We start from the raw sequence: 23,987 nt of genomic DNA on the forward strand, positions 1-23,987 counted from the left end.
ACTTCCTCTGCGGCTTTGGCCGCGGCCTCGCGGGTGCTGTCTTCACCTTCGCGGGATTTTTCAATCTCAGCACGTTCGCCTTCAAGGCGTTCGACCGCAGCCTTGGCATCAGAAACCAATGTTTCTTCTCGTGCGCGGTCAGCGGCGATTTGTTCCAGGCGAGTGGTGTTGTCTGCCCGTGCGGTCTCGATCCGGGCCTCTTCTTCTTCCAATCCTTCGCGCGCAATTACCAGTCGCTGTAGCTCCGCTGCGGTCGCGGCTTCAGATTGGCGAAGTTCAGGCAGGCCACTGGCGCGTTCAGCCTGAACCGTCGCAGCATTTGCAGCCAAACCGGTTAGTTCGCGTACCGCGTCTTGGGTCGACTGAAGCTCGGTTCTACCTTCCGCAAGGTTCAGTTGTGCGGCCAACCAGCGGAGATGAAACAGCATTGCTTCTGTGCGGCGAATGTGGCCGCTGATGTTGCGATAGCGAGTCGCCTGGCGGGATTGCTTTTTTAGGTTCAGCAGCTGGGTATCCAGGGTGATGAGAATATCATCGAGACGTTCCAGGTTGGTTTCTGCACCCCGCAGGCGAAGCTCAGCCTCGTGACGGCGGGAATGAAGGCCAGTGATACCAGCGGCTTCTTCCAATAATGTTCTTCGTTCTGTCGGTTTTGCGGCAATCACGGCACCAATTCGGCCTTGGCTGACCAGGGCCGTCGACCGTGCGCCGGTGGCGGAGTCGGCAAATAATAACTGAACGTCCCTGGCGCGAACGTCTTTTCCGTTAACCCGATAGGCCGAGCCCTTTTCCCGTTCAATCCGACGGGTTACATCCAAGTCTTCGAATTCGTTGAATTGGGCAGGGGCGGTGCGGGCTGTGTTGTCGAGCGATAAAATAACTTCGGCAATATTACGGGCCGGTCGATTGGCGGTGCCGCCAAAGATGACGTCATCCATGCCGCTGCCGCGCATTTGTTTGGCGGACGTTTCGCCCATGACCCAACGTAACGCCTCCACCAAGTTGGATTTGCCGCAGCCATTGGGACCAACAACGCCGGTCAGACCTGGTGAGATCAGCAGTTCCGTGGAATCCACAAAGGATTTGAATCCCGTCAGACGTAGCTTATTGAACTGCAGCACTTAAGTTTAACCCCCGTCTCTCACGAACGCCCCCCAATTATTCCCCGGGGGATGTGATCGTTATTTTGCCTTCGCAAGCGCCTCGTCGATGACCTTTTTGAAACTCTCAAAAGGCTGCGCGCCCTCCACCTTTGTCCCATTGATAAAGAACGTGGGGGTGGATCGAACGTCGCGTTTTTTGACGGCTTCATCCGCACGTTGGCCAATGGCTTTTAGCAAAGCCTGATTTTTGAGGCATGCCTGAACATCCTTATCAGACAGACCTCCAAAACGACCGACCCGTGCCAGTTCGCCAATGACGTTACGACCAGAAGACCATTGCCGTTGGCTGCGGAATAATACTTCGACAAATCCGAAAAACTTTTTCGTCCCGCCACACCGCGCCAAGGCAGCAGCGGCCAACGCCGGGGTGCCGAACGGCATGTCTTTAAAAATTAGCCGAACTTTGCCGGTATCGATGTAATCTTTCTTAATTTGAGGCAGAGTTTCGCGATGAAAGGCTGCACAGTGGGGGCACCCGAGTGACGAATATTCAATGATCGTGACGGGCGCGTCCTTCTTGCCCATGGCTTTCTCAGACAAGGCGTCCTCTAAAGACGCGATGCCGGCACTGGCTGATTGGCTCAACGCGAGAAAAAGAGCGAATGCTATACCTAGTAGTTTTTTAGACAAAATGACCCCTCCAGATACAAGATGTTGGTGAATATAGAATTGCATTTGCGACTCCGCAAGATGCCGACGGGTGGTCGAATGTCAGATTCCTGGGGATAAGTCGGCTTAAATTTCATTTTTTTTGATCTCCGCATCAGAGCGGCCTATCAGACCGGCTGAGAATCGACCTACCGAGTTTCTCCAAAGCCTCGCGAATTTCTTCATCGTCTACGTCTGAAAGCTCCTGATTAAGGGTGTTTTCTTGTGCGGCATTCAAGGTTTTGGATTCAGGTTCACTTGTTTTTTGCTTTTTGGGTAGCGGTCCCTGGATCGTTTTGACCGACCCCACGGCCTTGTAGCCGAAATAGGTGTTAATGCGTTCGATCAGTTGCGGCTCAAAATGTTGAATTTCCAGCGCGAAACTGCCGCTATCGACCCGCAGTCGCAATATACCATCGGTCTTAACGTTGCGCGGGTAATCGATTTTCTCAGGCACTGTGTGCTGGGCTAACAGGTCACCGGCAATGGCAGGCCATTCGGCAATTACAGCGCCGTCCGCAAAACCGCGCCGGGAAAAAATCGGTTTGGTAATGCGTCCAATGGTCTTCGCGAGTGCGCGGGGACCGTGCTGAAATTTTGCCATCTGCCTGCCTTTGATATAACCGGTATGGTAAATTCACCCATTCTGCAAAACAACAGGGCAATTTGCCCGTATTTTTAGGGCGATTATAAGGCAAATGTCCCAGGATTATCCAAAATCATTCAGCCGGGATTTATTGGCTTGGTATGATGTCGCTCACCGTCGATTGCCGTGGCGTGCGGAAGCGGGGGAGGTAGCAGACCCGTATGCGGTTTGGCTTAGCGAAATTATGCTGCAACAAACCACCGTGGTAACGGTAAAGGGCTATTTCGAATTATTTCTGAAGCGCTGGCCGAGCGTGTCTGATCTTGCGGCAGCGGACTTGGATGATGTCCTGCATGCATGGCAGGGGTTGGGGTACTACGCCCGAGCGCGCAACCTGCATAAATGCGCGCGTGTTGTGGCAAATGAATTTGACGGTCGGTTTCCTGATTCAGAAGAAACCTTGATGACGTTACCAGGAATTGGCCCGTATACGGCGGCGGCGGTCGCAGCAATTGCGTTCGGTCGGGAGACGGTTCCCGTTGACGGTAACATAGAACGTGTGATTTCCCGACTGTATGTCATTAAAGAGCCTCTACCAGGATCAAAACCTCGTATAAAGAAACTGGTTTCAGCGGCGTTAGATCGGAAGCGTCCAGGCGATTATGCGCAGGCGCTGATGGACTTGGGGGCGACGATTTGCACGCCGCGCAGTCCACGGTGTGCGACATGTCCGGTGTCTGTTGTTTGTGACGGATACAAATTGGACAACGCCGAGCAGTTTCCAAAGAAGGCTCCTAAAAAACCTAAGCCGACACGCCGGGGCATTGTGTTTTGGGCTGTGCGAGACGATGATGCTGTCTTGATCAGGCGGCGTCCAGAAAAGGGGCTGTTGGGCGGAATGATGGAATTCCCGTCGACCGATTGGAACGAAGCGACGTGGACTGATGAGGCCGCGCTAAAGTACGTGCCAGTCGAAGCCCTTTCATGGCAACGGCTACCTGGAACTGTGCGCCACACATTTACTCATTTCCATTTGGAACTAGTGGTCTTGGCGGGGAAAATTGATGAACCGGGTCCGGAGTCATGCGTCTGGTGCCCCGTTGAACGTTTGTCTGACTTCGCTCTGCCGACGGTCATGAAGAAGGTTGTGAATTTGGCGGTGGCGGAGCTTGTTGCCAAATAGAAAAACAGCGCGCCCGATGAGAATTACAGAGGAGCACGCTGACAATTTCTGGTCTCGGCAGCGCCCCGCCAAAGTACGGGACGCTGAAATTCTTCTATAAAGCGCTGCCCTTAGGCGGCTTTTTTCTTAGCAGCTTTCTTTTTCGGTGCCGGACCGAACAGAGCTTTGTAGGTGTACGGATCGTAGAACTTGAGCATGTTCTTAACAAATTCGGAGCGCTCCACATCAACGGCTGCGGCGTAGGCTTCATACAAGTTGGGTGGAATACGACCGGCGCCGTTTTCGATTTGGCTGATAAACGTATAATATTTAAACCCTGTCTTTTCGGCCAATTCTATTTGCGTCAAACCGGATGACGCCCGTAGTTTTTTCAAATACGCGCCGCCTTTTTTGCGTAGTTTACGAGCGTTTTCTCCACTTACTTTGTGATGTGCATGCATTAATAAATCTCCTGTGTGCGTATGCAGTAGGTCTCGGATGAAATAGAATGTAACACAGCAATGTGAACCTAACCTTACAGGTCACCGCTGAATTAGTCAATAATGTAATGTTGTGTGAAAGTTGAATTAAATACCGCTCATGCAAAGGTGGCCGTCAGTCTCAATGTAAATAGTGCTATTCGTCGTATGAAATTAACGCATCAAATGGAATGTTAAGCTTATCGCGACCCTTCAGAAATGTCAGTTCTATGAGGCAGGCAGCGCTGGTTACTTTGGCCCCTACTTTGTTGAACAGATCAACAGAGGCCGCCATGGTACCGCCAGTCGCTAAAAGGTCGTCTAAAATAACCACCTTTTGACCGGGTTTGACCGCGTCATCCTGTATTTCAATGGTATCAGTGCCGTATTCCAAGGCGTAGTCATGGGATATCAAATTTCCCGGTAACTTGCCTTTTTTACGAACCATGACGAATCCGCACCCCAGCTTTAGCGCCAAGGGTGCTGCAACCAGAAACCCGCGGGATTCAATGCCGGCCAATACATCAGGTTGATGCTGACGAATCATCCGCGCCATTCGACCCATGGCAACCTGCCACGCATCTTCATGAGCAAGGAGGGTTGAAATGTCGTAAAACTGGATGCCCGGCTTCGGGAAATCGGGGATTGATCGGATGTGGTCCTTGAGGTCCATAATTTTTGCCTAACCAATAATTAGAAACTGTAGCAAAGTTGAAACTAAAACGCCCCGCCGGTATGGCGAGGCGCTTAACTTTATTGTACCGAAGCCCAGTATTAAATGGATTTCAAGTACGCAATGACGTTTGCTCGGTCTTTAGCTTTCTTCAGCTTGAAGACCATCGAGGTTTTGCGGCTTCGGCTTTTAGCAAATTTCTTAGGGTTGGAGAGCCACGCGTCGAGCGTCTTCTCGTCCCAGCTCCAGTCGGCTTTTTTGAGGCCTTTATATTTCTTAAAGCCTGCCGCGGTCCCCGCCTTACGGCCAACGACGCCTGAGAGAGAGGGGCCAACCTTGTGCTTACCAGCTTTAACAGCATGGCATGCTTTACATTTCTTGAAAACTTTTGCGCCTTTTTTCGCATCGCCAGCGGCAAATGCGCTGCCGCTTGCCATAATGATGGCCGCAGTCATTCCAAGGGCAACTAATACGCTTCTTCCCATAAGGGTTCTCCTAATTATCCAACTTAAAGACTCTAAATTTAAGGCCCGCATTAATAACGGTGCGTCCACTTGCTTGCAACCGTTACAATCCATATCAATAAAATCACTAACGACTTTATATGGCAAGATTATGCCGAGCCGTTCGAAACTTGTTACTGGCTAAAATCATTCCAAATACTGTAATCGCGTCGAAAGCGGGTGAGGGACTCCCAGACACGCCGAAAGTCACTGTCGGCATTTGACGATTCTATAGCTTGTCGTCGCCATGCTTTCTCAAGCGCTGCAAGAATTTCTGTCGGCCAGCGGTGAATTTGGACTTTTTTGGCTTCAATCGCCTTTAAAGCAGCAAACTGAGCCGCTTCGCCTTCAGCTAATCCTAAATTGATATTTTGCGCGCAGACGGTGTTGATTTGGGTCTGCTGAGGTGCCGGCAAGGCGTTCCATTTCTTTAAATTGATGATGACGTCAAACAACATCGCCGGGCGATTCCATCCGGGATAGTAATAGTGTTTGGCCACCTTATGGACGCCGAGCTTTGCGTCCACGGACGGCAACGAAATAGCGGCACCGTCTAATTTGTCGGTCTCGAAGGCGATGAAGATGTCTCTTGCGGCCATGGTTTTAATTTTCACACCGAGTTTCTCCAAAACGCCAGCGCCGAGGCCGGAAGAGCGAACTTTAAGGCCTTTCAGGTCTTCCACGGTTTTAATTTCTCGGCGGAACCAACCCGACGCACCATTTGAGACCAAACCACAGAAAACCCCATGAACGCCTTCCTTGTGAAGAATATCATTATAGATCGCCTGACCACCGCCACCGAAAATCCATGCCAGGTGTTCCATCGGCTTTGGACCAAAAGGAACAGATGAAAACAACCCGAGAGACGCGAGACGCTCTACCCACATCTCCGGTGTTGTAAAGGCGGCGTCGATTGCGCCTGATGAGACAGCGTTGAAGAGTTCACGTGGTGGTACTAATGCATTGGGTTCGTGGAACTTGATCTCAAACCCGCCATCAGACACCCGCCAAATCCCCGTTTCCAATCGCTTGGCCATCGTCCCTAACAACGGTAACTTGCTGTGGTAGGCGCTCGCCATTTGCCACCGGCGGATGGTCTTCTGGACAGGGGCGGATGTTAGTTTAGGTAGTGGTTTAACAATGTTTTCGGGCGACTTTGATGCGGGGATTGTGGTGAGCCGAGGGGCGATAATCGTGGCGCCAAAGACCACGCCAACGACGAGGCCAATAACAATGCCGATCACTGCAGTTCGCATAGGAAAACCCTGATTAAGATGTCGTGAAATGATTATCGGCGTACGCTATCGTACCCGTTAAATCGGGACAAGAGGTATTGCGGAAGAGTTATACTAATCTATCCAGACGCAACCGGTGCCGATTGTCGCTCAGCCTATACACGCCGCCATAAACTGCAGACAACAGACCCAGTCCCGTGCCGCCCGCGATTAAGAACATGATAAGGATCTGATACTTCACGGCTTCCACCGGGGGGATACCAGCGAGAATTTGTCCTGTCATCATACCAGGAAGCGACACAATGCCGGCTGCCGCCATGGCATTTATAATAGGGATCAATCCTGTTCGAACCGCTTCGCGGACGATGCCACTCATTGCGGTGCGAATATCGTGGCCAAGTGCCAGACGTGCCTCTACCGCACTCTTTTCCCGAACTGCCCCTGTAATAAGGGCGTTCAACCCCAAGGCGACGCCGTTCATGGTGTTGCCAAGAATCATCCCCAACAATGGCAAGGCGTATCTCGGGTCATACCAGGGGTCAGGCTTAATCTGCGTGGTGAGCGCCAACACTGTGACGATAAGCCCAGCCGCCATCATGCTGGATGTTCCCAGACCATAGGTCCACCACCCGGAAAAACGTTTGCGTTGGCGGGCCGATGCCTCGTGACCGGCGAACAGTACCATGATCAGCGCCGCAACCGCTGTCCACAAGGGCGAAACGAGGGCGAACAGAGTTTTTAGAACCAATCCCATGAGGCTGAGTTGAACGACCATTCGTGCCGCTGCGATCAAAAGCTGACGTTCCAACCCGAGCCCAAGCATAAGGGAGAGGCCGCCGTTTATAATGACGAGCAATGATGCGAGAGCTAAGTCGGTTGCGCCGAGGGTGATAAAATTCACGATGCCAGCCTACCATCTACCAGCCCGCCATTTATAAGCGCGAGTTTGCGGGTGGCCAGCCTTTCAGTTTGTCCGGGGTCGTGGGTCACGAACAGAATGGCGGCACCGTTTTCTGCACGTTGCAGTAACATTTCCTCGACAACCCGGGTCGAGTCAGGATCCAAGCCTGAGGTAGGTTCATCCAGAAGCATGATGTCTGGAGCGAGCAAAAGTACGCGGGTCAGCGCCAAACGTTGCTTCTCACCTGTGGAAAGCCTGGAAACAGGCCAAGTTAGGATATCGCTGGGCAATCCCAATCTTTTGAGCAAATCTAATGCGTGATCCGGCTCAGAGAAATGGTCGCCCACGACATCCGTCCACCATCCCGAATCGGTTGGTAGGTAACAAACGTGTCTGCGCCACTGCGGTGCGGGTAGGGTGGAACGATGAATCCCATCTAATTCAACGTCCCCTTTGTGGGGATCAAGATCGGCAAGCGCTCTAAGAAAAACCGTCTTTCCGGCACCTGACGGACCAGACAACGCCACCAGTTCACCGGATGATAAGGAAAAATCCAGAGGTCCCAGATGGAGTCTTGTCAGGGCGCGGACGATAAACACCGGTCAGACAGCCTTTTTTCATATCATGGGGATACCAAAATTTACCCTATAATGATAATGCATAATTACAATGTATCTGGGCAAATGATTATCCTGCAAAATATTAATTCCTGTGCGGTTGGTCGGAGAGAAGTAATTCGCGGAACGAAAGCTTATGTGGCGTGACCTCGTAGGGTCGAAAGCGGCTCTAGAATCCACTCCAAAGGAAAATTGTGGGTTTTCCGCCACACGAGAACCATAGTCGATACGTGCGTGGAGAGGGGATTGGCAGTAACATATGTTTGTTAAACAGCTCGTCTCGGCCCTTTAAGGAACACATAAAAAATGCCGAAAAGCTATATCAGGCATGGGTTACAGCTAGATTTATGTGCGATCAATTTGCCAATTTCTCGAATGTTAGTGGATTGCCCCTCAATAAGATGTGTTGCAAAAGAAACACACGCCTCTCATGAAAATCTCAAAAGAGCCACGATATTCTTGAATTCCGCGCTGGAATGTCGAGACTACAACTAACTTCTCTAGGTATTAGGGGGTGTCGGCGCGGTGAAGAAGCCAACGATAAGGCGAAACACAGTCGGTGAACCTAAGGAACGGGAGTTATTTCAAGGCCAAGTCGAAAGCAATTTTAAAGTTGTTGAGATGAGGCCAGATTTCTCAAGGGACAAAAAAGGATTAAATTGTCATGAAAAGCTACAAAGGTTTACTGCTTGGGGCAGTCGCCGCTTCGGTCTTCGCCGCAGGCGCTTTGGTTACCCCCGCACAGGCTGACGGCAGCGCTGTCTTAGGCCACAAAAAAGGTAATTTCTACCTCAAGTCAAAGGACGGCAACTACAGCGTTCTTCCTGGTATGAAGTTCCAGTTTGATAGTACGAATGCTCTAACTGACGATTCGTTCACTGCGAACGTTGATACCCGCCAGCTCGACATTCCTAGAATTCACTTCGGCTTTAAAGGTCGTGCAGGTAGCCCGAACTTGACGTACAGCATGCTCTTTAACGTTGAAGGTGGCGCATTCATCGATGCTCAAGTGAACTACAAGTTCATCCCTGAAGTTCAGGTTAAAGTCGGTAACTACAAGTCACTCGGCGTCAGCGCTGGTAACCGTTATAGCAGCAGCAGCGGATGGTTGGTTGATGATCCTAATGGCGCTGGTGATGTCGCATCCGGTCGTAATATCGGTATCTCTCTTAGAGGTACGGTTGCTAAGGTTCTGTCATATGAAGCCAAGCTTTCTAATGGCGCCGGTAACGGTGTTGAGACTGCGAGCCAAGCTGTTATGTATGATTTTGGTTTATCCTATCAGCCGTTTGGTCGGTATGGTGCACTTAACCAGCCTGATTATTCCGCCAAGAACAAGCTTCGCGCTGTGGTACAAGTCGGTTATCAAGGTGCTCAAGGTGCGGTTGGCTCTGGTGACTACGCTGCCTATGCCGCTGCAGCGACCTCTGGCACAGCCGATTTGAAATATTGGCATGCTTTGGTTGGCGTGAAATATGCTGGTTTGCACCTGACTGGTACATACGAGCATGGTAACTTCCAAACAGATTCTGTAGGTTTTGACAGTGCTAGCCAAAACGGTCGTCGGCAATACGTGTGGATGGCTGCTGCTTCCTACATGGTCGTTCCGAAGAAGGTTCCTTTCGCGATTACGTATACCGTACACAACAGAGACACCCAACAGAACACGTCTGGCGATTCCAACGGCGGCGCAGTTAACGTTGCTGGCGGTATTGAGCGGCAGTGGGGCTTTGGTGCGGCATATCTCATCAATGGCCACAAAAACAAGCTTCATTTTTCGTATGACAGAATTTCTACCCATACGAATGCTGCAGCGATTGATGGTTCAGATAACAACACCATCGAAAACGACACCTTCAAGCTTCGTTGGCAGGTTTTGTTCTAAAAACAGCCAACAAAATAATATAACCGTGTAGGGTTTTAACTCCCCACAAGGTTCAAGACTTAAACCCCCGCTTCGGCGGGGGTTTTTTTTGACTGAGATTATGAAGAACCTTGTAAATTAACCCGCAAAAACTAATGAACGTTAGCGAGCATTAATCCAAATCAAATGCTGATTTGTAAATTTTCTTAAGGGGGCCCCAACGCTCTTTTCTGAGTAGACAATTACCAATAGCCAAAACATCTAGCCCTATACCCGTAAAGCAATTGATTGCGTCTTCATGCGAACAATCGATCTGGTCCGTTCCTCTGTTCCCTCTGTCAGCTAGATCAAGAGAATTCCTAATGGAACTACAACCAGTCTAGGGATTTCTTAGAAGGAGAAGCTCCAATGAGTATCTGGAACATTGGTAACGGGTCTGACGTGACCGTGAATTAATATGATAAAAATACGGCGGCACTCTTACCAGAGTGGGTAAATATCATTCGGCGCAGCATCTTTTTTAATTTTTTTCCGCCGATAAATGAAGAAAATTGTAAGGACGATCAACCCGCCAATGACGGCATAAATGAGCCAGTTATCCACAATTTCCTCACAAATTATTTCTGCAACGCTTGTGTACTTATACTGACTCTGAAATAAATTGTCGAGGTGGAGATTCCTGCCGCGTGATTGACGTTAATCGCATCGTCAGACAGCCTATTTTCCCTCAATTGCTTTCTCAACAAACGGCAGCATGGCGTCGGCGATCATCTCATTTGCATCTTCGGAAACATGGAAAGGATCAATGTAGCAGCCTTCCTCAACGTCATCCAACACGCCACTTATGTCGATTGTATTGCTGCGGTCTGTAAAAAACGAATCGGATTTTCGAGTTTGGTATACCGTGGAAAAGATGGGCCGACGAAGATTAGGCTTTGCCGTTCCTTCGTACTGATATTTTTCTTCATGCTCGGTTAGCGACTTCTTGCTCACCAGCGATGGTTGCCAAAAGAAAAGTGTCTCAAATCCCCAATCCTTCGCAATGGCATCAATTATTCGAACATTATCCCGATATTGTTCGACGATTTTGATGCTTAAGGGCTCAATATCTTCCTCACGTAACAAGGTGTATTCTTTTAATTTCGGTTTGATAAGTGCGAACACGAGCCCAATTTCTTTCAGGCGTCGTAAGGTCCGCGGGATCAATGCTTTTATGCCTTCTTCGATCAGTTCATTACGTCGTGAAAAATGCAAAATATTAAATTCTTCGCGCCGATTGTGTTCGTTAAACATTCGGTCGGCCTGACCTGTTTGTTCAGCGGGAATAATTTCGTTTATGCCGTCATAATACAATGCCAGATCCGGCACCGAATGTTTCTTCAATGCCTGAATAAGCGAGATAACTTCCTGCGTAGAAGAATGGCCGGGTTGGCCAAAATTTGTAATCTCTACGTTCTTGCCCAAGGCTTGCAGTTTTCGCGCAAGAATAGAGGGAATTGTCATTTCATCCCGCGATCCAACGCCAAGCAATGTCGATCCACCAAACGCAAAAATTCGGATGGGTTTGCCGCTAAGGTTGATCGAATTACCCGCATCGGTGTTTCGGATACCATCTTCATTTATCTTGAAATAGGTCAAGTTCATTGGGTGTTGCCACCATTGTACGAATGGTGCCCAAACGACTTTAGCTTCCTTCTGATACTCTGTGAAATACGTGTGTGCCCAATCCTTGTCGCGGAAAAAGTCGGCGTTAGAACTGGAATCGAGGGTATTGGCGGACTTTCCACGCAGCCGTCGGCTTGTTTTCTTTATGAGCGGAATACCGAACTCAATAAAGACAACAAACACCACAATTAGGCCAAGGACGGCCCATACGCTCCTCCAAGATTCCCAAAACACCTGTTCCCACCCGTTCATTTTCGGTCGTCTCCTACGGCTTGGCTGGTGCTGAAAACTCCGGGGCTCATTTTAATTTCTTCAAGCGAATTGGCCGGTATTTTTTGAGGGCGCTTCAGACAGTCGTTCCAAAGATAACACATTGTTTTTATTGGGTAAATATTGGTCGGGGTGATAGGATTTGAACCTACGGCTTCATCGTCCCGAACGATGCACTCTACCAGACTGAGCTACACCCCGTTTATGTCTTGCGGTCGCGTTTATAACGCCCGTGCTACTTGAGGGCAAGGAGCCCTCCTAAATATATTAGCCGGGCGAATTAGTAAGCGCGGTCGATACAGAAGTCGATGAGGTCGATCAGCGCTGCTTTCTCGGGCTTGTCCGGGAAAATTCCTAATGCATCTCGTCCGATGGCGCCATAATGGCGGGCGCGTTCGACGGTATCGGACAGGGCGTTGTGTCTTTCCATCAGTTCAATGGCGTGGTTCAGGTCGCTATCGGTTTGTTCCAGCTTCTCCGTTGTCCTTCGCCAGAAATTGCGTTCTTCCTCATCACCCCGATGAAAAGCCAGGATGATTGGAAGGGTGATCTTGCCTTCCTTAAAATCATCGCCGATGGTTTTGCCTAATTCTGCCTGCTTGGCTGAATAATCCAGCATGTCGTCGATCAACTGAAAAGCGATGCCGAGGTTCAGGCCGAATGTTTCCAAGGCTTCTTCTTCGACTTTAGGACGGTCCGCAACAACCGCCCCGATGCGACACGCGGCGGCAAACAATTGTGCAGTTTTCGCGGTGATGACATCCAAATAGGCTGCTTCACCAGTTTCTGTGTCATTTGCCGTAATCAATTGCGCCACTTCGCCTTCGGCGATCATGGCGGAAGCACGCGACAGAATAGCTAAAACATCTAACGAGCCGTCTTCGACCATCAATTCAAACGACCGGCTGAATAGAAAATCACCAACCAATACGCTGGCCTTATTCCCCCAGACTGAATTTGCCGTCGCGAATCCGCGTCGCAGATCACTTTCGTCAACCACGTCGTCATGCAATAGGGTCGCTGTGTGGATGAACTCGACACAGGCGGCGAGCCCGGTATGGCGTTCACCTTCGTAACCGCATAACCGGGACGAAGCCAACGTCAGCATCGGTCGAAGCCGCTTGCCTCCAGCCGCAACAATGTGCCCGGCCAATTGCGGGATCAAGGCAACAGGCGAATCCATCCGTTCAATGATTTGCCGATTAACGATCTTCAGGTCGTCTGCGACCAGTTCCGTTAAGGCATCGAGAGACGGTTTGTCTTTTCGCTGGCCCTCTAGGCTAACAACTACACCCACGTTAAGCTTTCCCCCTTGAGCTTCGTAACAACCACAGGCAGCATAGGAAGTGCCCCCGTATTCGGTCAAGCATGCTCTTTCGTTTCAGGCTTCTGAAAAAAGGCTTTAATATTAATACCATGGTCGAATTGGTTCGCACAAATAACCTGGTAATGCTGTCCTGGCTGGTGGCCCAACTGCGTGAGGAGAACATTGAGCCGGTGATCTTGGATTACAACATCAGCATTGTCGAAGGCAGCATCGGCGCCTTTCCCAAGCGGGTCATGGTAGATGAAGTCGATTATCCTCAGGCACGGGTGATCTTGGCCGAAGCCGAGGCCATCGAAAGAAAGCCTCAGCCGTCAAAAGATGAGCCGTCATGAAAGATGGGCCGTCATGACGGTTGAAACGACTGAGGATGCTCTTCTGGGGGGGCGGGTGAAATTCACTCAGCCCAAGTCCGGCTATCGGGCCGCTATTGATCCGGTATTGCTGGCCGCCGCCGTCAACGCCAAAGGAAATAAGAAAATCCTAGATGTAGGCATTGGTGCCGGGGCGGCGGCTTTATGCTTGGCGGCACGCCTGCCAAAGATTCAAATCGCAGGCATTGAAATTCAAGAAGAACTGGCCAAGCTCGCGCGTCACAATGCTGAGATTAACGAATTTTCAGAACGAATCGAGGTGACCCATGCGGATGTGTTGTTCCCTCCCAAGAATTTGGCTCCAGGTACATTCGACCATGTCATGACCAACCCGCCGTTTGTCGAACATAGCCGAGGCCGGGGTTCGCCGAATTCAAGCAAAGCGCTGGCCAACTTCGAAAGCTCGGTGCCTTTGGAAATTTGGATAAAATTTTGCCTGTCGATGCTTCGGCGCAAGGGAACGCTGACTATGATTCACAGGGCCGACCGTATGCATGAGGTGTTGACGGCATTGGCAGGCCAGGCTGGCGAAGCGATTGTGTATCCGCTTTGGCCAGGGCCGGATAAAAAACCCTCGAAGCGGTTCCTGATCAGCTGCCGGAAGGGTGTGCGGACGCCGATGTTGTTGTCCACGGGCCTGATTCTTCATCAGGCGGATGGAAGCTATACCGCATCAGCGGATAAAATTTTGCGGGACGGTGAGACGCTTGATCTTTCCGAAACTGTTTCGGCCTTTGACCAATAGGGCGGGGCGCTTTAAAAGAGTCACATGTTCGGATTTAGTCTTCTCAAACTCGCAGTCTTAGGCATCATCGTGCTTGGGGTCTGGCACGGCTTCAAATGGTTCAACCGCTATCAACAAATTAAGGACGCGGAAACCCAGGCCCAAGTGCGCCAACAAACCGGCGAGAGTCCCCCGTCTGATAATGCCGAAGAAATGGTGAAGTGCAGCCAGTGCGGCTCATTTGTTATGGCAAGTGCGGCAAAATCTTGTGGTCAAGACGGGTGCCCGTATTAGGGCCTATAATTAAAGTTCGCCATACGCATCCAAAAATTTCTGTAATTCATCCGCCCATCCCTGCCAATCAACAGACGGCGCGCGGTGGCCGTTGTCGCTGTCGAGTTCAAAAAATTTCGCATTAACGCCTGCGCCCTGGAGAATCTTCATCGTGTCTGGTGCGATAGAGGGTGGGAATAAATTATCGGTGCGGGACAGGACGTAGAGGAGAGGTGCTTTAATTGCCGAAACCTTCTCCCGAACATCAAATTGGATGACTGCCTTGCGCAGCACGATAAGTGAGTTGGCATCAAACTGATCTGCCCAGGGTTCGGCGAGATCAACCAATCGCTGCTCGATGATGTCTGAGTTATCGCCCACTTCTTCGCGAATTTTAGTATCAAACCCATAGTTCTTTAGGGTTTCGATTCGCTGTTTGAGCAATTCTGCAAAAACGCCGCCGTCTTTCTTGTTGTCGTAATACTGACCATGATTCCAGCCAGGGCATTGGCTAAAGCGCGCGATGAGAGCGTCCACCGTGCCCTGGTCACCGCGCCCCCTGAGGTCGCTAACGGTCACGACAACTGCACGCACCTGATCAGGAAAGTGCGCTGCTCGATCAAAGGCGAGGTGCCCCCCCAACGAATTACCCATAACAGCAGCTAACTGTTTTACCCCAAGGTGTTCCAGCAGGCGGTTCTCAGCATTCACCATGTCGCCAACAGTAATGTCAGGGAAGTCGAGGCCATAGGGTTGTTCGGTCTCAGGATTTGTACTGGCAGGCCCGGTACTGCCGTAGGAGGACCCCAGCAAGTTAGCGGCGACAACGAAATAACGCCCTGTATCGACGGCCTTGCCGGGGCCGATTAATCCTTGAAACCAGCCTTTATCATCGCCGGCGGCGTGTGGATTATTGGTGTATCCATGAGACACCAATACCGCGTTATCACCGGCATCGTTGAGTGCGCCCCAGGTTTCATAGGCGACGGTTAATTCAGCCAGTTCACCGCCGTTTTCAAGCGCCAAGGCGCTGCTGTTAAAAATCTTCGATGTCGGCAGTATCATGGTTTCATTCTTCCTAATATCCTTGATTTTACCCCTGTCAGGTCTGACAGTGTGTACTCGCTTAATTCAGCGGAGCAAGCGCTTTTCGCCATGCAAAATGCTGCCTTTCAATTATCGGCTCTATCGGAGCACACAGGTGCCGCGGTCGAAGGGATCGACCTGTCGGAGCCCGTGGATGAAGCAACGCGCAGGGACCTCAATCAGGCATTTGCTGAAAACTCGGTTTTGGTAATTCGAAATCAAACCCTAACGGCGCAACAGTTTGTCGGCGCAGTTGAGAATTTCGGCGACATATTCCAACAGCACAATACCCGCTTTGCCCTGCCGGAATGCCCGCAAATTCACTATCTATCGAATAAAGACCACTATGAGGATGGCAAGCGTTATATCCCGGGAGAGGGGTATCATACCGACCATTCAAACGACGCCGTGCCGCCGAAGGCGACGGTGCTGCTGGCCGTTGAATTGCCAGACAAAGGCGGCGACACCCAGTACGTCAACATGCACGAAGCGTATGAAGGTCTACCGGATGATATGAAGGAACGGATCGCTGACCTTAAGGGCATCCACGTTTATCAAAGCAAGCACAGTGAACGCAAACTGATGGCCCTGTCGCCTGAAAGACAGAAGCAGGTTGCTCAGACCGTCGTGCATCCGATTGTAAAGACCCACCCAGTGACCGGTCGGAAATCGCTGTTTATCAACCCAATTCGCATTGAAGAGATCATCGGCATGCCGGATTCTGAGGCATTGCCCTTACTTGATGAACTGCTGGCCCATGCCATCCAGGAAAAGTATCAGTACCGCCACAAATGGCAGCAAGGCGATCTTGCGATGTGGGATAACCGTTGTCTTTTGCACAAAGCCAATGGCGATTACGATCATGACCAGACAAGATATCTCTACCGCGTCATGCTTAAGGACGATGCGTAAACTGATTTGAGGAGGGGGCCGTGAACGAAATACGCATCTTATCGCCGACGGGCGTTATCGGATCGGGCTTTCGCGAAGAATCATTCCAGCGAGGCGTCGACCTAAACCCTCATTTCATCGCCTGCGACGCCGGCTCCACAGATGGTGGCCCGGCTTTTCTGGGTGGCGGCGTCCCACATTTTGCCTGGGAAGGAACCAAGCGGGACCTGCGGCTGATGATGCTGGCCCGTCATGAGTTGGGTATTCCCCTCATTTTAGGGTCCTGTGGTACCGGTGGCGGAGATGCAGGTTTGGCATGGATGCGGGAGATCGCCCTCGAAATTGCGCGCGAGGAAGGCCTTAAATTCAAGCTCGCCTGCGTGCATAGCGAACAGGATAAAGACTACGTGAAGCGCCGCCTCAAGGAAGGCCGGATCGAACCCTTACACCCAGCCCCCCATTTTGACGAAGACACCATCGATCGCGCCACCCACATCGTTGGCATGATGGGGCCAGAGCCTATTGCCGCCGCGATAGAGGCCGGGGCGGATATGGTGCTGGCGGGACGGGCCTCAGACACGTCCCTGTTCGCCGCTGTTCCGATGATACATCAGGCCAACATGGGTCTCGCCTGGCATTTGGCCAAGATCGTCGAATGCGGGGCCGCCTGTGTGGTTCAGCGGAAACGTCCCGATAGCGTCTTTGCGTGGCTGCGGGAAGATCATTTTGTCATCGAGCCGTTGGACCTCGATAACCGCTGCACACCACAAAGCGTTGCCTCGCATACGCTGTACGAGAACGCAGACCCTTTCTTGATTACAGAACCCGGTGGCACCATCGTCACCACGGATGCACGCTATGAGGCGGAGACGGATCGTTCCGTGCGGGTCACAGGGTCGCGGTTTGAGCCTGCGGATCGCTATTCGATTAAGCTGGAAGGTGCTGAGCGCGTGGGGCATCAGTTCGTCATCATCGGCGGCGTGCGTGATCCCTACATTTTGAAGCAACTGGACAGCTGGCTTGAACAGCTTCTGGAGCGCTTTAAAGAACGGGTGATGGATTTATTCGGCGACGATGTTGGCGATGATGATTATTCGATCGTGCCGCGTGTCTTTGGTCGGGATGCGGTGATGGGGCCGCTAGAGCCCACGCCAAATGTAGGCCACGAGGTCGGGATTATATTTGAACTCACCGGACCCGACCGTCAGATCGCCCATGCCCTGGCGCAGACGTTTTCGCACTTGGCGCTGCATTTCCCGATCCCTGAATGGCAGGGGTTGATTACCGGTCTTGCCCAACCCTATACGCCGGCAGAATTGGATAAGGGTGAGGTCTATCGCTTCTGTGTTAATCACGTGGTTTACCCAGATGATCCGTGTGAGATGTTCCGAACAGAATTTGAGGAGGTTTAGGTGGCAAAGTTAGGCGACCTCGCAAAACTGATCCGATCCAAGAACGCCGGTTCGTTCTGGCTTACGTTCGATATCATGTTTGATGATGAGGAAAGCTATCGGAGAGTGATTGAGTCCAAAGCTGTCACGCCTAAATCTTTCGCAGCAATCTATAAGGTGGCCTTGGACGAAATTAAGTTCGTCCACCATGACGCAGCACGCGCGATAAAAATTTCCATTCCACGCCCAATATTTCAGGGAGAGGTCGAAGATGCCGACCTTTACGGGGGGCAGCAATATGGTCCTCTCGTTGAAATTGAGGTGGCTTGAATGCCGCCGAAGCCCCTTGTCTTGACCCTTCTAGAGTCGGCAAGTATGTTCCGCCTTTCTACAATAGTTTAAGCACCTCGCACCATGGCGAACGCACCCGATAAATCGACCTCATTTCAGTCGCTAATTTTGTCGTTGCAGACATTTTGGGCGGATAAGGGCTGTGTGTTGTTGCAGCCCTATGACATGGAAGTGGGTGCTGGCACATTCCACCCGGCGACGACTTTGCGCGCACTCGGGCCAAAACCTTGGAAGGCGGCGTATGTGCAGCCATCGCGCCGCCCGACAGATGGGCGCTATGGCGAAAACCCAAACCGGTTACAGCATTACTATCAGTTTCAAGTGATCTGGAAGCCGTCACCCGAAGACAGCCAGGGATTGTATCTGGAAAGCCTATATCACTTGGGCATTGATCCAAGTCTCCACGACATCCGCTTTGTTGAAGATGACTGGGAGAGCCCAACCTTGGGTGCGGCGGGTCTCGGCTGGGAAGTTTGGTGCGACGGCATGGAAGTCAGCCAATTCACTTATTTTCAGCAGGTTGGTGGGTTTGAATGCAATCCTGTGGCGGTGGAACTAACCTACGGCCTCGAACGCTTGGCGATGTACATCCAGGGGGTCGAGAACGTTTACGACCTGGATTGGAACGGCGAAGGCGTGAAATACGGCGACGTGTTCCTTCAGGCCGAAAAAGAATATTCCGCGCACAATTTTGAATTCGCCAATACCGACGCCTTGCAGCGCCAATTCACGGATGCCGAAGCCGAGTGCATGTCCTTGTTGGAGCACGACTTGGCTTTGCCCGCCTACGATCAATGCATCAAGGCGAGCCACAGATTTAACCTGTTGGACGCCCGCGGTGTAATCAGCGTAACCGAACGCGCGGCCTACATTGGTCGCGTCCGTGCCTTATCCAGGGGGTGTTGCGAAGCCTGGTTGAAGTCTCCCGAAAATTCCCAGGGGGTGGAGGTCTGATATGCCGGAACTCCTGCTAGAACTGTTCAGCGAAGAAATCCCGGCCCGCATGCAGGCCCGTGCAGCGGACGATCTCAAGAGGTTGGTGACGGAGGGGTTGAAGAAAGAAGGCCTGGAATTCAGCGAAGTCAAAGCCTTCGCAACACCCCGGCGGCTCGCCCTGGTCATCGATGGTATTCCTGAGAAACAAGCCGACGTTAGCGAAGAAAAGCGCGGACCTCGGACCGATGCACCTAAACAAGCCATCAATGGTTTTCTCGGGTCCGTGGGCTTGACCTTGGATCAAGTCGAACAACGCGAGATGCCGAAGGGGACTTTCTATTTCGCAGTGATTGAGAAGAAGGGCCAAGCAACGTCCGATGTACTACCGGGCATTCTTCTCAACGCGATCAAAGCTTTGCCTTGGGCTAAATCGCAGCGTTGGGGGAATTCGACCTTCCGTTGGGTTCGGCCCCTTCATTCGATTATTGCTCTGTTTGACGGTGAGGTTCTTGAAGGCGGGATTGAAATTTCCAATAAGGAAGTTTCTGCAGAGACACATGCGGATGCGCCAACCCATTGGAAGGCCATGCAGGTTCCCCTTACCATAGACTTTGGCGACCTAACCTATGGTCACCGTTTCCTGGCAAGTCCATCCATATCGATCCAGGTTAAAAACTTCGCCGATTACGAGGCAAAGCTCCGCAATGCACATGTCATGCTGGACCCCGCCGAACGCCGGGCCTTAATCAAGGAAGAGTCTGATAAGCTGGCGGCTGGCGAAGGTCTAAGCGTTCAAGAAGATACGGCGCTGTTGGCAGAAGTCGCGGGTCTGGTTGAATGGCCTGTCGTTCTGATGGGGCAAATCGATGATGAATTCATGGAAGTTCCGCCGGAAGTCCTGACCTCCTCCATGGCCAAGCACCAAAAATATTTCTCGTTGGAAGACAAAGACGGCAAGCTGGCGCCTCGCTTTGTTGTGGTCTCCAACATGGTGGCCAGCGATGGCGGTGATGCAATTCGCGCAGGTAATGAACGGGTACTGCGCGCACGGTTGTATGATGCCAAATTCTTCTGGGATCAGGACCGAAAGCAGAACCTGCTGTCCCGTGTCGCCGATTTGGAAGACATTGTTTTCCACGCAAAAATGGGCAAGTTGACGGCCAAGGTTTACCGGGCGGAAAGACTGCTCAAGCACATCGTACCTCAAATTGAGGGGGCCGTCATAGAAGACGCCCATCGCGCCAATCGATTGTCTAAAGCAGATTTAACCACGGGCATGGTTGCTGAGTTCCCGGACTTGCAAGGCGTCATGGGTCGATACTACGCCCTGCACGATGGCGAGAAGCCAGAAGTCGCGGACGCCATCGCCGAGCACTATTCGCCGTTGGGACCAGGCGATACCTGTCCGAGCAAGCCCTTGAGTGTGGCCGTAGCATTGGCGGATAAGATCGACACCTTGGTTGGTTTCTTCGCCATTGACGAAAAGCCGACTGGTTCCAAAGACCCCTTCGCGCTACGCCGTGCGGCGTTGAGCGTGATTCGATTGATCGTAGAGAATAATTTGCGCCTGCCTCTTCAAGATGTCTTCAAGGCGGCTCATTCGCATTACGAAGACTTGGTTACTTCTGATCCTGATGCCGTGGCGGGCGACGTCCTCAGCTTCTTCGCCGACCGTCTGAAAGTTCACCTGAAAGACAAAGGCGTGCGGCACGACTTGGTTTCGGCCGTGTTCGCCCTGGGCGGCGAGGATGATTTGGTGCGGCTTTTGGCGCGGGTCGAGGCGCTTTCCAATTTCTTAGGCACCGACGATGGCGCAAACTTGCTGACGGCCTACAAGCGCGCTGCCAATATCTTGCGCATTGAAGAGAAGAAAGACGACAAAGAATACGCGGGCGTTGCCGACTCGGGGGCCTTGGAACAGGACGAAGAACGAGCCTTGTTCGATGGATTGACTGCGGCCGAAGCCGAAATCGCCACCGCGCTAAAGGGCGAAAATTACGAGAGTGCTATGAAAATATTAGCAAATCTCAGGGCGCCTGTGGATAAGTTTTTTGACGAGGTAACCGTCAATTGCAATGACTCGAATTTACGGGTAAACCGACTTCTACTTTTATCACAAATTCGCTCGGCCTTGGGTGGCGTTGCGGATTTTTCATTGATCGAGGGTTAAGGTTAAAAGGATTACGACGTTATGACCAAGTGGGTATATGCGTTCGGAGATGGCAAGGCCGATGGCCGCGCAGAGATGAAGGAATTACTAGGTGGCAAGGGTGCCAACCTAGCGGAAATGAGCAGCCTTGGGCTGCCGGTCCCGCCTGGATTCACCATCACCACCGAAGTCTGTACCCATTATACCAGTCATGATGATAGCTATCCTGAGGAGCTTAATGCCCAAGTCGAGGATGCGTTGAGCGCGATTGAGAATGCTCTTGGCACTAAATTCGGCGATACGGAACAGCCGCTGTTGGTTTCGGTGCGCTCGGGTGCGCGGGCTTCCATGCCTGGGATGATGGATACGGTCCTGAATCTAGGACTCAACGACGCGACGGTCGAAGGCTTGGCCAAGGCCAGCGGTGACGAACGGTTTGCCTACGATAGCTACCGTCGGTTTATTCAGATGTACGGCGACGTGGTCTTAGGGGTCGAGCACTATAACTTCGAAGAAATTCTCGAAATCCATAAAGAAGACCAAGGCTATTCTCTAGATACAGATATGACAGCTGACGACTGGAAGACGGTCGTTAAACAGTTTCAGGCGAAGGTTCAAGAGGAACTCGGCCGTCCCTTCCCGCAAGACCCCACCGAACAACTTTGGGGGGCAATCAGCGCGGTCTTCGGCAGTTGGATGAATCAGCGCGCAATTACCTACCGCCGCTTGCACGATATTCCTGAAAGCTGGGGGACTGCGGTTAACGTTCAGTCAATGGTATTCGGCAACATGGGCGATGACTGCGCGACGGGCGTTTGTTTTACGCGTAATCCCTCAACTGGCGAAAACGCGTTCTATGGCGAATTCCTGATCAACGCACAGGGCGAAGACGTGGTCGCGGGAATTCGTACACCGCAATCGCTGACCATTGTTGAGCGTGAAGCCGGCGGCTCCGATATGCCCTCCATGGAAGAGGCGATGCCGGAGTCTTATAAGGACTTGGTTGCCGTCCGTGAGAAGCTTGAAAAGCACTACACTGACATGCAGGACATGGAATTCACCGTCCAGCAGAACAAGCTGTGGATGCTGCAAACCCGCAACGGCAAGCGCACGGCAGCAGCAGCCATCGCCATTGCGGTTGATATGGTGAAGGAAGGGCTGATCGATAAAAAGGAAGCCATTCAACGTATTGATCCGGCTTACCTGGATCAAATATTACACCCAAGGCTCGATCCTGACGCGCCGAGGCAAATGTTGTCCCGGGGCTTGCCTGCATCGCCGGGGGCGGCCTCTGGCCAAGTTGTGTTCAGTGCAGAGGATGCGGAATCCTGGGTCGGCCGGGGCCGGAAAGTTATCCTGGTCCGGATTGAAACCAGCCCCGAAGACATCGGCGGCATGCACGTTTCCCAAGGCATTTTGACCACCCGTGGCGGCATGACCAGTCACGCCGCCGTGGTCGCGCGCGGCATGGGCATTCCTTGTGTTGCTGGTGCCGGTGATATTCGCGTTGATTACAATGCGAAGACATTGATGGCGGGTGGCGAAGTCCTGAAGGAAGGCGACATTGTTACCATTGATGGGGCCACCGGCGAAGTCATGCTGGGCAAGGTCGCCACCATCCAGCCCGAACTTTCGGGTGCGTTTGGCGAGCTGATGGAGTGGGTCGATGAAATCCGCACCATGGGTGTGCGTGCCAACGCAGAAACCCCCTTGGATGCCGCAACAGCGCGCAAGTTTGGCGCCGAGGGCATTGGTCTCTGCAGGACAGAACACATGTTCTTCGATGCTGAACGCATCATCCACATGCGCGAAATGATATTATCGGAGACCGAGGAAGAGCGCCGGACCGCCTTGGCGAAATTGCTGCCCTACCAGCGCAAAGACTTCACGGAATTGTTCACCATTATGGAAGGCCTGCCGGTAACGATCCGTTTGTTGGACCCACCATTGAACGAGTTCTTGCCCCATACCGAAGAGGACATGGCGGAAGTCGCGGAAGCCACGGGCCTAGACATAGCCGCTGTAAAAGCGCGCAAACATCAATTGGATGAACTAAACCCAATGCTCGGCCATCGTGGTTGCCGCTTGGGGATTACCTATCCTGAAATTTACGAGATGCAAGCCCGTGCTATTTTTGAAGCCGCTTCCGAAGTCGCTAAGAATGGCAAGTCTGTGCTACCCGAAGTGATGATCCCGTTGATCGTTACCAAGGATGAACTTGATATCCTAAAAGCAATTGTGGACCGAGTGGCGGGTGAGGTGAAGGCGGAAACCGGCACCACCGTTGACTATATGGTCGGCACCATGATCGAACTGCCACGTGCGGCGTTGAGAGCAGGTGAGATTGCCGAGACAGCTGAATTCTTCAGCTATGGCACCAATGACCTGACCCAGACGACCTATGGCTTGTCACGTGACGATACTGGCGCGCTGATCGAAGAATTCTGTCGCCAAGGGATTTTTGAAATCGATCCGTTCATCTCCATCGACCAAGAAGGCGTTGGTGAATTGGTTCGTGTCGCAACCGAACGGGGTCAGAAAACCCGCCCTGATATCAAGCTCGGTGTTTGTGGGGAACACGGCGGCGACCCCGCATCGGTCAAATTCTTCCAGGATGTCGGATTGACCTACGTCGCATGCTCACCTTACCGGGTGCCGATTGCTCGATTGGCAGCAGCCCAGGCGGCACTAGATTTCGAATCGACGAAGGAAGACGCTTAGT

The 23,987-nt window shown here is 52.0% G+C and carries 23 protein-coding genes and 1 tRNA gene; 11 read left to right on the forward strand and 13 right to left on the reverse strand.

Features of this window, described 5'->3' with window-relative positions; all coding sequences use genetic code 11:
• The 3 genes from HOM51_11090 to HOM51_11100 form a co-directional block, all read right to left on the reverse strand.
• Positions 1–1,118 (reverse strand): AAA family ATPase (locus HOM51_11090; GenBank protein ID MBT5035049.1); only part of this gene is annotated, 1,118 nt, incomplete at its 3' end.
• Between the two features lie 63 nt (positions 1,119–1,181).
• Complete coding sequence (locus HOM51_11095; GenBank protein ID MBT5035050.1) at positions 1,182–1,793, reverse strand: DsbA family protein; 612 nt, start codon at positions 1,791–1,793, stop codon at positions 1,182–1,184.
• Between the two features lie 133 nt (positions 1,794–1,926).
• Entirely contained in the window at positions 1,927–2,415 is a 489-nt protein-coding gene (locus HOM51_11100) for a DUF721 domain-containing protein (protein MBT5035051.1), read from the reverse strand.
• Between the two features lie 94 nt (positions 2,416–2,509).
• On the opposite strand from HOM51_11100, the gene mutY reads away from it, so the two are divergent.
• Entirely contained in the window at positions 2,510–3,580 is a 1,071-nt protein-coding gene (gene mutY, locus HOM51_11105; protein ID MBT5035052.1) for an A/G-specific adenine glycosylase, read from the forward strand.
• Positions 3,581–3,690: 110 nt separating this feature from the next.
• Here mutY and HOM51_11110 read toward each other — a convergent pair whose 3' ends face one another.
• From HOM51_11110 to HOM51_11135, 6 genes are all read right to left on the reverse strand, one after another.
• On the reverse strand, positions 3,691–4,020 hold the full coding sequence (locus HOM51_11110) for a helix-turn-helix transcriptional regulator (GenBank protein ID MBT5035053.1): 330 nt from the start codon (positions 4,018–4,020) through the stop codon (positions 3,691–3,693).
• Between the two features lie 175 nt (positions 4,021–4,195).
• The gene (locus tag HOM51_11115) at positions 4,196–4,711 is read right to left on the reverse strand and encodes an adenine phosphoribosyltransferase (GenBank protein ID MBT5035054.1); all 516 of its coding nucleotides are present in this window, start codon (positions 4,709–4,711) and stop codon (positions 4,196–4,198) included.
• Between the two features lie 101 nt (positions 4,712–4,812).
• Entirely contained in the window at positions 4,813–5,196 is a 384-nt protein-coding gene (locus tag HOM51_11120; protein MBT5035055.1) for a c-type cytochrome, read from the reverse strand.
• A gap of 152 nt (positions 5,197–5,348) precedes the next feature.
• Positions 5,349–6,470, reverse strand: a complete 1,122-nt coding sequence (locus HOM51_11125) for a TRAP transporter substrate-binding protein (protein ID MBT5035056.1) — start codon at positions 6,468–6,470, stop codon at positions 5,349–5,351.
• Between the two features lie 88 nt (positions 6,471–6,558).
• Positions 6,559–7,350: an iron export ABC transporter permease subunit FetB gene (gene fetB / locus HOM51_11130; GenBank protein ID MBT5035057.1), complete on the reverse strand. Its 792-nt coding sequence runs from the start codon at positions 7,348–7,350 to the stop codon at positions 6,559–6,561.
• Positions 7,347–7,949, reverse strand: coding sequence for an ATP-binding cassette domain-containing protein (locus HOM51_11135; protein MBT5035058.1), 603 nt, complete (start codon positions 7,947–7,949; stop codon positions 7,347–7,349). The genes fetB and HOM51_11135 overlap by 4 nt, the downstream gene beginning before the upstream one ends.
• A gap of 682 nt (positions 7,950–8,631) precedes the next feature.
• Between HOM51_11135 and HOM51_11140 the strand changes: the two genes are divergently transcribed.
• A complete protein-coding gene (locus tag HOM51_11140) occupies positions 8,632–9,852 on the forward strand; it encodes a hypothetical protein (protein MBT5035059.1) in 1,221 nt (406 codons plus the stop codon).
• Between the two features lie 696 nt (positions 9,853–10,548).
• On the opposite strand, the gene HOM51_11145 is transcribed toward HOM51_11140, so the two are convergent.
• The 3 genes from HOM51_11145 to HOM51_11155 form a co-directional block, all read right to left on the reverse strand.
• Positions 10,549–11,748, reverse strand: coding sequence for an SGNH/GDSL hydrolase family protein (locus HOM51_11145; GenBank protein MBT5035060.1), 1,200 nt, complete (start codon positions 11,746–11,748; stop codon positions 10,549–10,551).
• A gap of 142 nt (positions 11,749–11,890) precedes the next feature.
• Positions 11,891–11,967, reverse strand: a tRNA-Pro gene (locus HOM51_11150).
• 79 nt (positions 11,968–12,046) lie between these two features.
• Complete coding sequence (locus tag HOM51_11155) at positions 12,047–13,063, reverse strand: polyprenyl synthetase family protein (GenBank protein ID MBT5035061.1); 1,017 nt, start codon at positions 13,061–13,063, stop codon at positions 12,047–12,049.
• A gap of 119 nt (positions 13,064–13,182) precedes the next feature.
• Here HOM51_11155 and HOM51_11160 point away from each other — a divergent pair, with 119 nt between their 5' ends.
• The 3 genes from HOM51_11160 to HOM51_11170 are packed head-to-tail and all read left to right on the forward strand — an operon-like array spanning position 13,183 to position 14,482.
• Positions 13,183–13,425 (forward strand): DUF2007 domain-containing protein, encoded by a 243-nt coding sequence (locus HOM51_11160; GenBank protein MBT5035062.1) that lies wholly within the window; start codon positions 13,183–13,185, stop codon positions 13,423–13,425.
• A gap of 13 nt (positions 13,426–13,438) precedes the next feature.
• A complete protein-coding gene (locus tag HOM51_11165) occupies positions 13,439–14,209 on the forward strand; it encodes a methyltransferase (GenBank protein ID MBT5035063.1) in 771 nt (256 codons plus the stop codon).
• A 24-nt stretch (positions 14,210–14,233) separates the two neighbouring features.
• On the forward strand, positions 14,234–14,482 hold the full coding sequence (locus HOM51_11170) for a hypothetical protein (GenBank protein MBT5035064.1): 249 nt from the start codon (positions 14,234–14,236) through the stop codon (positions 14,480–14,482).
• Positions 14,483–14,491: 9 nt separating this feature from the next.
• Here HOM51_11170 and HOM51_11175 read toward each other — a convergent pair whose 3' ends face one another.
• Positions 14,492–15,526: an alpha/beta fold hydrolase gene (locus tag HOM51_11175; protein ID MBT5035065.1), complete on the reverse strand. Its 1,035-nt coding sequence runs from the start codon at positions 15,524–15,526 to the stop codon at positions 14,492–14,494.
• A 51-nt stretch (positions 15,527–15,577) separates the two neighbouring features.
• Here HOM51_11175 and HOM51_11180 point away from each other — a divergent pair, with 51 nt between their 5' ends.
• The 6 genes from HOM51_11180 to HOM51_11205 all read left to right on the forward strand — a co-directional run bounded on the left by HOM51_11180 (position 15,578) and on the right by HOM51_11205 (position 23,986).
• On the forward strand, positions 15,578–16,459 hold the full coding sequence (locus HOM51_11180) for a TauD/TfdA family dioxygenase (GenBank protein ID MBT5035066.1): 882 nt from the start codon (positions 15,578–15,580) through the stop codon (positions 16,457–16,459).
• Positions 16,460–16,479: 20 nt separating this feature from the next.
• A complete protein-coding gene (locus HOM51_11185) occupies positions 16,480–17,850 on the forward strand; it encodes an acyclic terpene utilization AtuA family protein (protein MBT5035067.1) in 1,371 nt (456 codons plus the stop codon).
• On the forward strand, positions 17,851–18,159 hold the full coding sequence (locus HOM51_11190; protein MBT5035068.1) for a DUF4387 domain-containing protein: 309 nt from the start codon (positions 17,851–17,853) through the stop codon (positions 18,157–18,159).
• Positions 18,160–18,243: 84 nt separating this feature from the next.
• Positions 18,244–19,134 carry a glycine--tRNA ligase subunit alpha gene (locus HOM51_11195; protein MBT5035069.1) on the forward strand — a complete coding sequence of 297 codons (891 nt, stop codon included), beginning with the start codon at positions 18,244–18,246 and terminating at the stop codon, positions 19,132–19,134.
• A 1-nt stretch (position 19,135) separates the two neighbouring features.
• Complete coding sequence (locus tag HOM51_11200; GenBank protein MBT5035070.1) at positions 19,136–21,286, forward strand: glycine--tRNA ligase subunit beta; 2,151 nt, start codon at positions 19,136–19,138, stop codon at positions 21,284–21,286.
• A gap of 21 nt (positions 21,287–21,307) precedes the next feature.
• Positions 21,308–23,986 carry a pyruvate, phosphate dikinase gene (locus HOM51_11205; GenBank protein ID MBT5035071.1) on the forward strand — a complete coding sequence of 893 codons (2,679 nt, stop codon included), beginning with the start codon at positions 21,308–21,310 and terminating at the stop codon, positions 23,984–23,986.
• Position 23,987: the final 1 nt, after the last annotated feature.

The organism is Rhodospirillaceae bacterium (genome assembly GCA_018660465.1).
Lineage (GTDB): Bacteria > Pseudomonadota > Alphaproteobacteria > Rhodospirillales > JABJKH01 > JABJKH01.

What these genes read in the sequence shown, in the direction of transcription:
- HOM51_11100 (MBT5035051.1), bottom strand. Translation starts at nt 2,415, where the DNA reads ATGGCAAAATTTCAGCACGGTCCCCGCGCACTCGCGAAGACCATTGGA.
- mutY (MBT5035052.1), top strand. Translation starts at nt 2,510, where the DNA reads ATGTCCCAGGATTATCCAAAATCATTCAGCCGGGATTTATTGGCTTGG.
- HOM51_11110 (MBT5035053.1), bottom strand. Translation starts at nt 4,020, where the DNA reads ATGCATGCACATCACAAAGTAAGTGGAGAAAACGCTCGTAAACTACGC.
- HOM51_11115 (MBT5035054.1), bottom strand. Translation starts at nt 4,711, where the DNA reads ATGGACCTCAAGGACCACATCCGATCAATCCCCGATTTCCCGAAGCCG.
- HOM51_11120 (MBT5035055.1), bottom strand. Translation starts at nt 5,196, where the DNA reads ATGGGAAGAAGCGTATTAGTTGCCCTTGGAATGACTGCGGCCATCATT.
- HOM51_11125 (MBT5035056.1), bottom strand. Translation starts at nt 6,470, where the DNA reads ATGCGAACTGCAGTGATCGGCATTGTTATTGGCCTCGTCGTTGGCGTG.
- HOM51_11140 (MBT5035059.1), top strand. Translation starts at nt 8,632, where the DNA reads ATGAAAAGCTACAAAGGTTTACTGCTTGGGGCAGTCGCCGCTTCGGTC.
- HOM51_11145 (MBT5035060.1), bottom strand. Translation starts at nt 11,748, where the DNA reads ATGAACGGGTGGGAACAGGTGTTTTGGGAATCTTGGAGGAGCGTATGG.
- HOM51_11160 (MBT5035062.1), top strand. Translation starts at nt 13,183, where the DNA reads ATGGTCGAATTGGTTCGCACAAATAACCTGGTAATGCTGTCCTGGCTG.
- HOM51_11165 (MBT5035063.1), top strand. Translation starts at nt 13,439, where the DNA reads ATGACGGTTGAAACGACTGAGGATGCTCTTCTGGGGGGGCGGGTGAAA.
- HOM51_11170 (MBT5035064.1), top strand. Translation starts at nt 14,234, where the DNA reads ATGTTCGGATTTAGTCTTCTCAAACTCGCAGTCTTAGGCATCATCGTG.
- HOM51_11175 (MBT5035065.1), bottom strand. Translation starts at nt 15,526, where the DNA reads ATGATACTGCCGACATCGAAGATTTTTAACAGCAGCGCCTTGGCGCTT.
- HOM51_11195 (MBT5035069.1), top strand. Translation starts at nt 18,244, where the DNA reads ATGGCGAACGCACCCGATAAATCGACCTCATTTCAGTCGCTAATTTTG.
- HOM51_11200 (MBT5035070.1), top strand. Translation starts at nt 19,136, where the DNA reads ATGCCGGAACTCCTGCTAGAACTGTTCAGCGAAGAAATCCCGGCCCGC.
- HOM51_11205 (MBT5035071.1), top strand. Translation starts at nt 21,308, where the DNA reads ATGACCAAGTGGGTATATGCGTTCGGAGATGGCAAGGCCGATGGCCGC.